13 protein-coding genes and 1 tRNA gene are annotated in these 13,795 nt (G+C 43.7%); 11 read left to right on the plus strand and 3 right to left on the minus strand.

Features of this window, described 5'->3' with window-relative positions:
• The first annotated feature begins 173 nt into the window (after nucleotides 1-173).
• Complete coding sequence (locus tag J3492_RS02000) at nucleotides 174-704, plus strand: TPM domain-containing protein (protein WP_207989238.1); 531 nt, start codon at nucleotides 174-176, stop codon at nucleotides 702-704.
• A gap of 43 nt (nucleotides 705-747) precedes the next feature.
• Nucleotides 748-1,752, plus strand: a complete 1,005-nt coding sequence (locus J3492_RS02005; protein ID WP_207989240.1) for an adenosine deaminase — start codon at nucleotides 748-750, stop codon at nucleotides 1,750-1,752.
• A gap of 22 nt (nucleotides 1,753-1,774) precedes the next feature.
• Here J3492_RS02005 and J3492_RS02010 read toward each other — a convergent pair whose 3' ends face one another.
• On the minus strand, nucleotides 1,775-2,569 hold the full coding sequence (locus J3492_RS02010) for an SIR2 family NAD-dependent protein deacylase (RefSeq protein ID WP_207989242.1): 795 nt from the start codon (nucleotides 2,567-2,569) through the stop codon (nucleotides 1,775-1,777).
• Between the two features lie 36 nt (nucleotides 2,570-2,605).
• Here J3492_RS02010 and J3492_RS02015 point away from each other — a divergent pair, with 36 nt between their 5' ends.
• Together J3492_RS02015 and J3492_RS13370 are read left to right on the plus strand one after the other, a co-directional pair.
• A complete protein-coding gene (locus tag J3492_RS02015; protein ID WP_207989244.1) occupies nucleotides 2,606-2,974 on the plus strand; it encodes a hypothetical protein in 369 nt (122 codons plus the stop codon).
• 41 nt (nucleotides 2,975-3,015) lie between these two features.
• A complete protein-coding gene (locus J3492_RS13370; protein ID WP_279381128.1) occupies nucleotides 3,016-3,150 on the plus strand; it encodes a hypothetical protein in 135 nt (44 codons plus the stop codon).
• 798 nt (nucleotides 3,151-3,948) lie between these two features.
• Here J3492_RS13370 and J3492_RS02020 read toward each other — a convergent pair.
• A tRNA-Arg gene (locus tag J3492_RS02020) sits at nucleotides 3,949-4,025 on the minus strand.
• Between the two features lie 360 nt (nucleotides 4,026-4,385).
• On the opposite strand from J3492_RS02020, the gene J3492_RS02025 reads away from it, so the two are divergent.
• The 5 genes from J3492_RS02025 (at nucleotide 4,386) to J3492_RS02045 (ending at nucleotide 9,194) form a co-directional block, all read left to right on the plus strand.
• Entirely contained in the window at nucleotides 4,386-5,018 is a 633-nt protein-coding gene (locus J3492_RS02025; protein WP_207989246.1) for a c-type cytochrome, read from the plus strand.
• Nucleotides 5,019-5,264: 246 nt separating this feature from the next.
• On the plus strand, nucleotides 5,265-6,227 hold the full coding sequence (locus J3492_RS02030; RefSeq protein ID WP_207989248.1) for an ABC transporter ATP-binding protein: 963 nt from the start codon (nucleotides 5,265-5,267) through the stop codon (nucleotides 6,225-6,227).
• Between the two features lie 32 nt (nucleotides 6,228-6,259).
• A complete protein-coding gene (locus J3492_RS02035; protein ID WP_207989480.1) occupies nucleotides 6,260-7,033 on the plus strand; it encodes an ABC transporter permease in 774 nt (257 codons plus the stop codon).
• 52 nt (nucleotides 7,034-7,085) lie between these two features.
• Nucleotides 7,086-7,940, plus strand: a complete 855-nt coding sequence (gene queF / locus J3492_RS02040) for an NADPH-dependent 7-cyano-7-deazaguanine reductase QueF (RefSeq protein ID WP_207989249.1) — start codon at nucleotides 7,086-7,088, stop codon at nucleotides 7,938-7,940.
• Between the two features lie 147 nt (nucleotides 7,941-8,087).
• Nucleotides 8,088-9,194 carry an RNA-guided endonuclease InsQ/TnpB family protein gene (locus J3492_RS02045; protein ID WP_207989251.1) on the plus strand — a complete coding sequence of 369 codons (1,107 nt, stop codon included), beginning with the start codon at nucleotides 8,088-8,090 and terminating at the stop codon, nucleotides 9,192-9,194.
• A gap of 36 nt (nucleotides 9,195-9,230) precedes the next feature.
• Here the strand turns inward: J3492_RS02045 and J3492_RS02050 are convergent, their stop codons facing one another.
• Nucleotides 9,231-10,949 carry a proline--tRNA ligase gene (locus J3492_RS02050; protein ID WP_207989253.1) on the minus strand — a complete coding sequence of 573 codons (1,719 nt, stop codon included), beginning with the start codon at nucleotides 10,947-10,949 and terminating at the stop codon, nucleotides 9,231-9,233.
• 446 nt (nucleotides 10,950-11,395) lie between these two features.
• Between J3492_RS02050 and J3492_RS02055 the strand changes: the two genes are divergently transcribed.
• Nucleotides 11,396-12,145: a DUF4230 domain-containing protein gene (locus J3492_RS02055; protein WP_207989256.1), complete on the plus strand. Its 750-nt coding sequence runs from the start codon at nucleotides 11,396-11,398 to the stop codon at nucleotides 12,143-12,145.
• Between the two features lie 232 nt (nucleotides 12,146-12,377).
• Complete coding sequence (locus tag J3492_RS02060; RefSeq protein ID WP_207989258.1) at nucleotides 12,378-13,760, plus strand: hypothetical protein; 1,383 nt, start codon at nucleotides 12,378-12,380, stop codon at nucleotides 13,758-13,760.
• Nucleotides 13,761-13,795 lie beyond the last annotated feature (35 nt).

Here is a 13,795-nt window from a genome sequence, read left to right on the forward strand (position 1 = left end):
TAGGTAATATCCCGATATTATCTGCGCTATTTTCCTTGTTTGACGGCAATTTATCTCATTTTTATCTCCATTTTTAAAATGAGGACAAGCCCTAGCACAAATATAACAAATAAAAATGATTTGCCATCACCCGAGACAGTAGTTTGCAACAGCACATTTGAGGATATAATATCATGGCACAAAACAACGAACCCTCATCACAGGTAAGCTTTGCCCGCTTATGGCGTCAAGTCTTGTTTGTCCCGATGCTGCACAGCAAGTGGCTCACAGCAGAGGCCAAGGCACGTTTGACGATGAAGGTAGCAGAGGCAGAGCGAGGCCACCGAGGCGAGGTGTTTTTAATCATAGAAAACCATCTGCCTATTCAGTCTGCTTACTATATCGACTGTCGTGAGCGTGCTGTTGATTTGTTTAGTGAGTATCGGGTATGGGATACCGAAGAAAATACTGGCGTGCTGGTGTATGTCAATATCTGTGAGCATAAATTAGAGATTGTCGCTGATCGAGGTATCAGTGCTCATGTCAGTCCGACAGTATGGCATGCGATGTGTGAAAAAGCAGTGACGGGTATTGGCAATCAAAAAATGGAAGAAAGTCTAAGCGACTTGCTGAATGAAGTAGGACAGCTGCTGCGTCAATATTATCACCTAGAGCATGATCCAGCAGGTAATGAGCTGTCTGATACGGTAGTCTTTTTAAAATAGCGTTAGATTAAAGTAGCTTGAGAGCAGAGAAAACGAGAATATAATGATTGAGTTGATAAAAAAACTACCGAAAGCTGAGTTGCATTTACATATCGAAGGCTCGTTAGAACCTGAGCTTATGTTTGAGCTGGCTGCAAAAAACAACATACAGATTCCTTATAAAAGTATTGAAGATGTACGCCATGCCTATAACTTTACCAATCTACAGACTTTTTTAGACATTTATTATGCTGGTGCCAATGTCCTTATTACCAAGGATGATTTCTACGATTTGACGTGGGCGTATATCCTAAAGTGCGTAGAAGACAATGTCATTCATACTGAGATATTTTTTGATCCACAGACACACACCTCAAGAGGTATTGCCTTTGAAACGGTGATAACAGGGATAAACGACGCTTTAGTGGATGCCAAAAAACAATACGGCATCACCTCCTGTATCATCATGTGTTTTTTAAGACACTTGTCACAGCAAGCCGCTTTTGAGACGTTAGAAGAAGCGTTACCCTTTAAAGAGTACATTACGGCAGTGGGTCTTGACTCTTCAGAGCTTGGTAATCCGCCGTCAAAGTTTACACAGGTATTCAAAAAAGCGAAAGCTGAAGGTTTTAAGCTGGTGGCGCACGCAGGTGAAGAAGGTGATTTTACTTATATTAATGAAGCACTAGACCTGCTGGGTATCGATAGAATTGATCATGGCGTGCAATCTATCCATAGCGCTGCACTGATGCAAAGACTAAAAAGCGAACAAATTCCGCTCACTGTTTGCCCAAACTCAAATATCGAATTAAAGGTCTTTGAAAGCTATACAGAACACAATATCAAAGCGCTTCTGGACTACGGCTTAAATGTCAGTGTCCATTCAGATGATCCCGCTTATTTTAAAGGCTATATCAATCAAAACTTTATCAACTTATATGAACATTTAGCCTTGTCAAAAAACGACATCATTACCTTAGTAAAAAATGCCTTTAGCTCGTCGTTTATCACTGACGAACTGAAACAGCAGTATTTAGCTCAGGTTGATCTGGTGCTTGAGACGATATAGCCCATGTAGCCTAAAGAGGCAATTACGTAGTGATTTGCTGTACTAACAACGGCATCACAACCCCCGCCTTTTCGGCTAAAGTAATATCAACCATCGTGTTGGGCGTGGGGTTAGGGTTTATCTCAATCAGCTTGGCACCATTCTGCTGGGCTAGATGAGCCAGACTCGCCGCAGGATATACCAAACTTGATGTGCCAATACTCATAAATACATCACAGTTGGCGGCAGCCTCTTCTGCTGTTTGCCAAGCTTGCACAGGTAGCGCCTCACCAAACCAAACGATATCGGGTCTGATATAACCACCGCACTGCGCACAAGTGATCAGCTCATCATCAAAGCGGGCGTCTTTACTGCCGCTCGGCGCTTCGGTGTCTTGGGTAACAGGACTACCACAGTCATGACAGCGATTACGCCATAAATGACCATGCAGATGGGTGGCACTACTGCCTGCCTGCTCATGTAAGTCATCAACATTTTGTGTGACCAAGGTGATGCGCTGCTGACCTTTCTTTGCAGCATGCTGCCATTTTGCGAGAGCAATATGGGCAGGGTTTGGCTTTTTTTCGTGTACCAAGGCCCTGCGCCATTGATACCATGACCAGACCAGTTTTGGATCCTGTTCGAACGCTGTCGGTGTGGCCAAGTCCTCCGCTTGGTAGTTTTCCCACAGCCCAGTTTGTTTATCACGAAAAGTCGGAATGCCGCTTTCGGCGGATATACCGGCACCGGTCAAGATACAAATATTTGATTGAGTGGCCAGTAATTTAGCGGCACGCTCTACTTCTGCTATTAACTCTGGTGACAATTCTGCTACCATGACATAACCCTTAATCAGTAATGGATATCTCCTTCTATGATAGACGGAATTTGGTGGCTTGTCATATTGTTGGCCGTGGTTGCGATACTATGGTTCGTCGCACATCTTCGAGGCAAAGTAGAAAGTAGCGCCCACAATGATCCGCAATCAACGATTAAAAAGACCTCACCCAATGATGCTTTACAAAAAACGGCAGTTATTTTGCAGCGACACTTCCCAAGCTATCGTGTGACTCGTAGGTCAAATCATTTACTCCTCGTAAAGCAAGACAAAAAGATAGCGATGATCACCATTGATAAAAACATTGCGGTAGGACAGCGCCGTTTAGGGGAGGTGCCTATTATTAACTATCATCGTGTACCCAATCGGGCGCAGCTGTCTGCAAGCCTACAGTTTGTAGAGTAAGCTGAAGAGAAGGCGTTGACAGCGCATCACAGACAGGATTGGTGTCTGATAATGCGCTTATGGCGTTAGATAGTATGTTTTTAGCGGCTTATTATGAGCCAGATGATAATAGCAGCCCAGAAGATAGAAGCAACGGCCAACGCCGTTATGTAAAAGATACTCATTATCTCTCCTAGCCTCGGAGCTCTGATGCGACGGGTTAATACTGAGTTTGGATAAATATATTGGTAGCGAAACTGTTAGTGATGTACTAAGGCGCTACAAAAGCTTGGTAAAAATGGCTTTACTAAACCGTCTTTGCTTGGTTTAAGTGCGCCTAATACGTGTAAAAAACTATCTTTTTAGTCTAAACAGCCAAACTGTCATAAAAGCCCAAAAAATGAATGCTACTGTTAACGCAGTGATATAAAAGATGCTCATGGTTTTCCCCTAGTTTCAGATCTCACGTAATGTACAAGACGTCCTGTCAGATTATTTAATTCATAAAAAATTACGCAGTTACAACGACTTTGTTGTAGCTATGTTTTTATTACAGCAATTAATATGCCAACATGACAGATAAAAGGGGTTGTTTATAAATAATTACTTAATACATTCTATTAATATCATTATTTTTAAGATTAACGGGCCTTATATCCGATGAACGGACTGTTGGCCTATTTTATTTGTTTCTATTATGTTAAGCAACTGTTTTCATAAAATAATTAGGTAAGTCGTCTGTTAACTGAATATGGCGTTATTAAAGACTTTAAGCGGATCAACAGATCCTAAGCAATAAAAAAGAAGAAACCTCAGGCTTAGGAGCAATATAGACAAAATTTGGCAGTATGACATTATTTGGCACAGGAAATGGCAAGGTGTTATCTACTAGCAAGCAGCCTGAATAAGAAACTTAAACAACACAAAGTGATGCTTAGGTCATCAAACCAAAGCATGGGGAAAAAGATAAGGGGAACGGTTGGCGTACTAATAAATGGTGCGCTCGGCGGGAATCGAACCCACGACCCTCGGCTTCGGAAACCGATACTCTATCCAACTGAGCTACGAGCGCATATTTTGACTGAACTACTGTTTTAAACGAATACGGTATAGAGTGAAGTATTCTGAGCAGTACAGGATGTCGAAAAATAAAGACCGCTTAGTCTAACAAATAAAAGTCATAAAGCCAATATTCAATGCTGATAGGAGATGTTTTTTACGAAAAAACAAGATAGTCCGTAAACAGGCATGGCAATCTACCCGTCTTTTCCCTTATAATGTCAGGGAGAATACACATTTAATATCACCGATTACGAATGTGCACACGAGAGAAATGACGTTTTGTGTTGACTACTATAAGTGGCCATAACAAGATAAGCGGCATTGCTCAATTGTGTCAGCCATTTGTATATGTAATAAGAGAACGTGACGAATGAGAAAAGTAGTTATGTTATCGGCAGCTGCCATTCTAGGAATCGCTAGTATCGCGGTGAGCCAAGCTGAAGATACTGCAGACACGCCTATAGCCACCTCTGAAGTGGTAGAAACGCAAGCAGTGGCTGAAGGGGAAGAGGTCTCTGCTGAAGAAACCACTGAGGCAGAGGTCGCAGCTGATGATACTGAAGAGGCAGACGCTGATGAAGAGGCTGTACAGGCGGCTGCTGATGAAGAACCGCCAATTCCGCAAGATACGCCACAAGTACAGAAGTTGGTCGCCTTGTATCCTAATTTAATCGCACGTATCCAGCCAGTTGGCCGTGTGTGCTTTGAGGGCGAGACTTGTGATGTGACTGCACGTGCAGCGAGTGCTTCAGCTGATGGGGGCCCTCGTGATGGCGCTAGTGTCTATAATGCTGTTTGTCAAACTTGTCATGGCGCAGGCTTACTAGGCTCTCCAGTGTTTGGGGATGCAGGGGCATGGGGTCCACGTATCGCCAAAGGTATTGATACGCTTTATGACCACTCTATCAATGGCTTTAATGCCATGCCCGCCAAAGGTGGCGCTGATATTCCTGATGAGGAAGTACAAAACGCAGTAGATTACATGGTTAGTGAAGCAAGCTAATTTGTTTTTTTAGAGACAAAGATAGCATGACTACTGGTATAAATTTGTCTCGTATGACCAGACGCCTATTTCATTTTATGAGATAGGCGTTTTTTATGATGAGTATTATCAATAGGATACTTCTAATATAATGAAGTTGAAATTCAGTGGTAGCAGCCTCATTTTATGCTATTACACGTTACATTCTATGCGTTTTATTTAAACCCTTGTCCATAAAACTTATCACTAATAAATAAAGAGGTATTCATGTCTGAGGCACCAGCGCTTGCTATCAAAAACCTATCTAAAACCTATGATAATGGTTTTACGGCACTTAAGGATGTCACTCTGACCGTACCACAAGGCGGTTTTTTTGCATTGCTTGGGCCAAATGGTGCTGGTAAGTCAACGATGATTGGTATTATTAGCTCGCTGTTTAAGCCGACGACTGGCAGTGTGCATATTTTTGGCACCGACCTTTTGGCCAACCCCTCACTTGCAAAACAATATCTTGGCGTTGTACCGCAAGAGTTTAATTTTAACCAGTTTGAAAAGGTTGAGGACATTTTAATCACCCAAGCAGGCTACTTTGGAATTCCTGCTAAAGAAGCCAAACCTCGAGCTGAGCGTCTGCTAAAGGCGCTAGGCTTGTGGGATAAGCGCCGAAATATGTCACGTGAGCTATCAGGGGGTATGAAGCGGCGTTTGATGATCGCACGAGCCTTGATACATAAACCCAAGCTGCTTATCTTAGACGAGCCAACGGCTGGTGTAGATATTGAGCTGCGCCGCTCTATGTGGGAGTTTATGCAGCAAATCAATATCGAAGAAAACACTACGATTATTCTGACCACGCACTACTTAGAGGAAGCAGAGCAGCTGTGTAAACGCATTGCTATTTTAGATCATGGTGAGATTCGTATTAATACCGAGATGAAGGATCTGCTCGCTCAGCTGTCTGTTGAGACTTTTGTACTGGATGTCAGTGCACCGCTTACGCAGCCCGTACAGCTGTCTGGTGTCACGGCAGTGACACAGCCTGATGATCTGACTATTGAGGTGACGCTGACAGAGGGTGAGTCGTTAAATGGTGTGTTCACTCAACTGTCTGAGCAGGGTGTTAGTATTGCAAGTATGCGCAACAAATCAAATCGTTTAGAAGAGCTGTTTATGCGTTTGGTAGACCAAAACATTCAAAATGAAGACACTATGAAGGAGTCAGGGTTATGAACAAGAAAATAATAGTAGACCCTAATGAAACCATGTCATGGTCTAAAAAGTGGATTGCTTTTCGTACTATTTTGCTTAAAGAGATTCGCCGTATTTTGCGCATCTGGCCACAGACCTTATTGCCTCCTGTGATTACGATGACGCTCTATTTTGTTATCTTTGGTAGAATGATAGGAGATAGGGTTGGTGAGATGGGCGGCGTGCCCTATATGCAATTTATTGTCCCCGGTCTTATCATGATGGCGGTCATTACTAACAGCTACTCGAACGTGGTTTCAAGCTTTTTTAGTGCCAAATTCACTGCCAGTATTGAAGAGTTATTGGTATCTCCTGTTTCTAAGCACGCTATTTTGATGGGTTATATCAGCGGCGGTATATTTCGTGGATTAACGATTGCTATTATTGTCTCGATTGTGGCGCTGTTCTTTACTGACCTTGGCATTGAGCACTTATTTGTCACCATTTTTACTGTGCTCGGTACGTCGATTTTGTTTTCGCTTGGCGGGTTTATTAATGCGGTTTTTGCGCGTTCTTTTGATGATATCTCTATCATTCCAAGCTTTGTACTGACGCCTCTGACCTTTTTGGGTGGGGTGTTTTATTCGATGGAAGACTTGTCAGAGTTTTGGCAAAATGTCTCACTGCTAAACCCTATCGTCTATATGGTTAACTCGTTTCGCTATGGTATCTTGGGATATTCCGATGTAAACGTTTTTTATTCAATGGCTGCTATTTTTGCCTTTTGTATCGTGTTTTATTTCCTTGCTTATCGTTTATTAAGTGATGGGTCGCGAGTACGTCTGTAATTCTTCTTAATTAGAAGGTGTTGCATTTAACAGTTTTGCTTTAGGAAGCACCATGAGTATTCACGGTATTTTAGGTCAGCAGACCAATAACTATCCTACTGAATATAGCCCAGAAACCCTTTATCCTATTGAGCGTTGTTTAGGGCGCACGGCGATCGGTTGGGATGATGAGAGGTTGGCAGTCGGTGTAGACTGGTGGCAGGCGTTTGAGATGTCTTGGCTGAATGAGCAAGGCATTTCACAAGTGGCCATGGCACGTTTGAGTATTCCTGCAAGCTCGCCTTATATCATTGAGTCCAAATCGCTTAAGCTGTACTTTAACAGCTTGAACTTTACTGAGTTTGCGAGCTGGCAAGCAGTAGAACAACTCATAGCCACAGACTTATCTCATTGCCTGCAAACAGAGGTACAGGTTGAGCTGTTTGCTTTGGATGATGAGACGTCAAGCCTGGCTGTGACTCGGCCAGATGGCGTTTGTATTGATAATGCACTGACCGACAGCAGCAGTAAGGTGGCATTGAGTGAGCATCCCGATGCGACTTTATTACGAGTCGCTAATACCAACGCTATAAACCAAGATAAACCTGATCATTTTTATTCGCACTTGCTGCGTAGTAACTGCCCGGTGACCAATCAGCCAGATTGGGGGACGCTATCGGTTTCGATAACGACGGATAAGACGATTGATAAAGCCAGTATGCTGCGCTATATTCTAAGCTTTCGTCAACACAATGGCTTTCACGAGCAATGTGTCGAGCAAGTGTTTGCTGACCTAAGCGAGTACTATGACCCCAGTGCCTTGATAGTTAGAGCCTGGTATACACGACGTGGCGGTATCGATATCAACCCGTGCCGAGTGAGTGATATGAGCTTGTTGCCGCAGCCCAGTCGTCTTGTTCGCCAGTAGGCATAACCTACTTGTTCGGCCGATTGCTTCTTATCACCTATCGCCGTAAAACCACCCACTTCAGGGGGTGGATATAAGGCGACACGTACTGTCGTGAGTAGTGTTTAAAGGGTTGTAAGTTAAAATTACCCTCGCCATACTAAAGGTATGAAAACCCTCAAACTACGCATTAAAGACAAACACATAAAAGAGCTGAATCAGCTAAGCGGTTCGGTAAACTTCGTGTGGAACTATGTCAATGCGCTTTGCTTTGAGCATTTAAAGCGTACCGGTAGGTTTTTTAGTGCTTATGATTTAAGTGAGTATACCAAAGGTAGCGGTGAGTGTTTAGGCTTACACAGTCAAACACTGCAAGCCATTAATGAGACTCACGCCAAGGCTCGCAAACAGTTTAAAAAAGCCAAACTTAACTGGCGTACCAATCGTCCTGATGCCAAACGTAAATCACTGGGCTGGATACCCTTTAAAAAGTCTGCTATCAAGTATCTACATAGCAAACAAACGGGAAAGAAAGCACTTAAATCAACCATACAGCTATCCTTATCTAGAGGTCAGAAGTTAGTTATTGATATGTTTGATAGCTACAACCTCAGTCTATATCAAATAAACACCTTAGAGATAGTACAAGACAGCCGTAATCGCTGGTATGCGTGTATTACCGTTAAAGACTACCCCAAACAAGCAAGTGGTATGGGCAGCGTTGGTATTGACTTAGGCTTAACAGAGTCTGCTACCACCTCAAATGGTGACAAGCTAACTATTAAGCAAACGCAAAAATGGGCGAAAAAGCTTGCTATCGCTCAACGTGCTAATAATAAAAAACGTGTTAAAGCAATTCACGCCAACATCAAAAACACAAGATTAGACTTAATTCATAAATTCACCACCAAGCTAGTGCAGAGCAATGCCTTGATTGTGGTTGGTGATGTTAAATCCCGCTCATTTACAACTAAAAAAACCAAACTGGCTACATCGACATACGATGCAGGTTGGTTTGAACTTAAACGACAACTGGAATATAAATGCAAGCATGCAGGTTGTCGTTTTGAGATGGTAAATGAGAGTTACACTACCCAGACCTGCTCGTGCTGCCTTAAAATAAGTGGCAGTAGTCCAAAAGGTAGAGCAGGTCTTGGAATAAGAGGATGGAGGTGTGCTGAGTGTGGCACATGGCATGATAGAGATATCAATGCCGCTAAGAACATCCTTGCGGTCGGGCTTGACCGTCTAGCGGTAGGAATCCCCTCGGTTTAGCGAGGGGAGGAGGTCAAGGCATCATCTTGTTAAAGATTATTTACCGCTTACCTTAGCCAAGACTTCTTCACGGCTAAGCATTTGCTTCTCTGCTTCACGGCGATTGACATACTCAAACTTACCTTCGGCAAGGTTGCGATCTGAGACCACGATACGATGTGGAATACCAATCAGCTCAAGATCAGCAAACTTAACGCCTGGGCGCTCATTACGGTCATCCAGTAGTACGTTGACGCCTTGAGATTTTAATTCTTCATATAAGGCTGTAGCGGTTTGCATGACCGTATCTTCTTTTGACTTCATCGGTATGATGGCGACTTCAAAAGGGGCAATGGAATCATCGACATCCGGTGTCTGTGGCCACATGATGCCATTTTCATCGTTATTTTGTTCGATGGCAGCGGCAATGATACGGCTAACGCCAATACCGTAGCAACCCATCATCAGTGTGACGGGCTTACCGTCTTCGCCTGAGACACTACAGCCCATCGCTTGTGAGTACTTATCACCAAGCTGGAAGATATGACCCACTTCGATACCACGTTTGATTTTTAATGTGCCTTTACCGTCTGGGGATGGGTCGCCCTCTTTTACGTTACGGACATCAACGATACGTGTAATGCTCGCATCACGTACCCAGTTCATACCAATGGTGTGCTTGTTGACTTCATTAGCGCCAGTTACGAAGTCAGATAGCGTTGCCGCTGAGCGATCGACAAACACAGGTATGTCTAGATCAACACCCACATAGCCTTTATGTAAGCCTGCTGCTTTTAGCTCTTCATCGGATGCCAAGGTCAAAGGTACATTGGCCTCTTCAATTTTTTCTGCTTTGATGTGGTTAAGTTGATGGTCCCCACGTAGTACAACAGCGATGAGCTGAGGGGTGCCATCTTCTTTATGACCATGTACAATCAAGGTTTTGACCGTGGTCGCTAGGGGGACGTCTAAGTACTCAGCGACCATTTTGCAGCTGGTCAGCCCTTCTGTCAGTACGTCTTCACGTGCCATCTTAGGTGGCTGGCGATCGGCTGTGCTGACTGACTCGGCAAGCTCCACATTGGCAGCGTAATCAGAAGAGTCGGAGAAGGCAATGTCGTCTTCACCGCTGCTTGCCAATACATGAAACTCATGAGACGCAAAGCCGCCGATAGATCCTGTATCTGCCTGTACCGCACGGAAGTCTAAACCTAAGCGAGTAAAGATACGAGTATAAGCATCGTACATATCATCATAAGTCTTAGCTAATGACGCTTGATCGACATGGAATGAATACGCATCCTTCATCGTAAATTCACGGGCACGCATCACGCCAAAACGAGGGCGAATCTCATCACGAAACTTGCCCTGAATCTGGAAGAAGGTAATAGGCAGCTGCTTATAACTGCGCAGCTCACCTTGAGCGAGGTTGGTGATAACTTCTTCGTGCGTTGGACCTAAAACGAAATCACGATCATGGCGATCTTTAAACCGTAACAACTCTGGACCATAGTCTTCGAAACGACCGGTAGTCTGCCATAGCTCAGCGGGTTGGGTCATGGGCATCAATACTTCTTGTGCACCGATATTTTGCATCTCTTCACGAACGATGCGTTCGACTTTTTGTAAAATGCGTAGTCCCATGGGCAACCAAACATATAACCCAGAAGCGATTTTTCGAATAAGACCGGCACGCACCATCAGTTGGCTTGAGGCGATATCGGCATCACTTGGGGTCTCTTTTAGCGTAGCGAACAAAAATTGACTGGCTTTCATAAATAAAGCGGAACCTTATCAACGATAAAATAATAAATAGGCGCTGAGCGCTTAAATAGTCGCTACAAGCCTGCCTTTGTACCTAATATAACTAATGATTTGATCGAGTTGTCTTGATATAAGACAGCCTATATACAGGCATGTTTTCTCGATGCAATCTTACTATGTTAGGTAAAGTTTGCTTAAGACGCAATGACTTTTTGTTTTTTGAGTGACAACGATGCACAAATGACGAAATAATGGCAAACATACAGCAGAAATTTGCCACTAGTTAGCAGGTTTTGGAGCATAGGTGTTTTGTTAAATCCTTGTGTAGTCACTTGGTAGTCAGAGCTTGAAGTGGTTTTAAAAGACATCATTTATACTCTGTAATAGTCCCTAATTATCCTGCTTAATACAGGCTTTATAACTGTTGTGAATCTCAATAACAAAAAAGGGTAGCACATATGACAACTCCTAATCATCAGCCCTCCACTGACTCTCAAGATATACTTAGTAAACGTCCCAAACCAAAGCCGTCTATTGGAGTTGCGACGTGGCTATTGTTAATACTGAGCTTTACCGCCTTAGCGTTTGCCGTCTATACCATTCAAACACGAACTGTCGAGGAGCCTGTAGAGACCATAACCCGTGAAGGGGTGGTCACGCAAATCCAGCAACTAAATAGGTTGCAAACGGTGGCATTTAGTGTGGATACTGTCATTACTAGTCAGCGTCAGGGCAGTTGGATGAAACTGTGGCAAGATGAACAAAAAGGGCTGTTTATCGCTCGTGGCCGTGTCAATGCAGGAATAGATCTAAGCGAGTTGACGCCTGAGATGGTACAGGTCGTACCAGCTCCTAAGTCGCTGACTGCTGCTCAAGAGAAACAAGTGAATGAAACGGATACTCCCGTTTCTCTGATGCCGCAGATCAATATCACCTTGCCGCCATCAGAGATCTTTTCTGTATATCTTAGAGACATTGAGGTTTATGATTGGCAGACAGGCGCTTTTGGTTTGATGCAGGTTGATCCCAAAATACTAGAGCAAGCCCAGACAATGGCTAAGGAGGAGATTTTAGAACGTGCTTGCCGTGGTGATGTCATGAATATTGCGCTAAAAAATGCACAGACACAATTGCAGCAGCTATTTGAGATGACAGGTGCAGTGGTAACGGTCACTACCCAAGGCGCAGGGTCTTGTCGACTGCCCTAACGAAACAGCGTGTATACAGCTGCTATATTTAGCATTGTTTACTTAACACCTTTAATCTACGGATTAAAGGTGTTTTTTTATAGAACCTTTATATTTTAGAAGATATTGGTATGGATTTTGCAGCTGCAAACATTGTTTTTATATTAATATCAATAATAAAAACCGAATAGTCACACTTTAATAGGCTGGTCTGCATAGGGTTGCTGGCAAATAGTGCGTTTGGAGAGTGTATATGAGTAGTCTCGAACAAGATGCTCAGGAAAATCAAAAGAAAGTGTTACGTATAGCAATAGTGGGGGTTAGACCTGCCGATCAGATTATGATCAAAGGCTATTTGCGAGTATTGTTACGGCTACATGTTGAGCTTGAGTGGGTATCCGCCAAGCATCCGCAGGTTGACTTGTTTTTGATCAGTAATGATTTCCGGTATGCAGCTAATATCAAGATACTGCAAGGCCAGCGTGATAAGCCTGTCCTCTATACGAGCCGAACCTCTACTGGAGAAGGGGAGTTGGTCGATGATCGGCTAATTTTACCTTTGAAGTCTCTCCATCAGCTTGATGCGTGGCTAATGAGTACAGTACCTGTACTTTCTGGAGATACAGAAGGCGATACGCTCGAACCTACAAGTAATGAAGCATTGGTTGAGACGGACTCTGACCATCAGATAGCAACGCCTGACGCTCACGCTGCCACCTATGGACAAGATTCTAGCAGTCGAGCGACAGATAACCATGTACTGAAGTCTGATACGACTCAGGTTGGCAGCTCCAGCTCCTCTGCAGGGAGTGATCAAAGTGTTATCAACTTTATTCAGGCGTTACATAAAAAACCAGCCGGTCTGTATCAGATCGTCGTTGACAATCAGACAATTGCCATTGCAGAGCCTAGTCGTGCTCGTGTCTGGCTCAGACAGTCTGAGAATGTCTTAGTCTCACCGAGTAGTTGTCATTGGCAATTAAGTAACTATCAGGGTATACAGCCACCAGCGGCAGACGCTCAGGATTTGGTGCAATGGCTTTGGCGCTGCGCTTGGGGAGAAGTTGATCCCTTACTTCCATTAATTAATGATGACATTCTTTATCAGTTAAGTTATTGGATTAAACCTGTCAGCGCCGTTAAGCACAGTACGCATGGTAACACTAAAGCGATAAATAAAAGTCGACGTGAGTTGTTGCAAGTGATGAATGCACTAGAAAAAGCCCCTTGTGATGTCAACGAGCTATCAAGGCTGGCCAGTATTTCAGTAAAAAATGTCAAAAAGATAATCGCTGGTTTATTGTTTGCAGGGGCTCTAAAGTCTGAACACTATGAACATCTGGATACATCGGTGAGCCGTTCTGTACATGATAAGCCTCATGAAGTAGAAAACGCCGCCACCTCTTCTGTTGTAGTCGAGCCGGCAGCAACCGAACCGACAGAAAACAGCACTAAACAGACAGCACTTGAAGCATTGCTAGAAAGACGGGCTCGAGGCGAAGTCTCCACGCTCACTACATCGAGTGTGATCAACGTCCCCGATGATATGGCAAATAAAGAAACCGCTAAACCTTCTGCTGCTCAGCAAGAAAAGCGTGGGTTTTTAGCACGATTACGCCAAAAGCTGGGGTTATGAAGGTGAGGCTCTACAGCTGCAAAACCATGCTCAAA

It is taken from the genome of Psychrobacter coccoides (assembly GCF_017498085.1).
Taxonomy (GTDB): Bacteria; Pseudomonadota; Gammaproteobacteria; order Pseudomonadales; family Moraxellaceae; genus Psychrobacter; species Psychrobacter coccoides.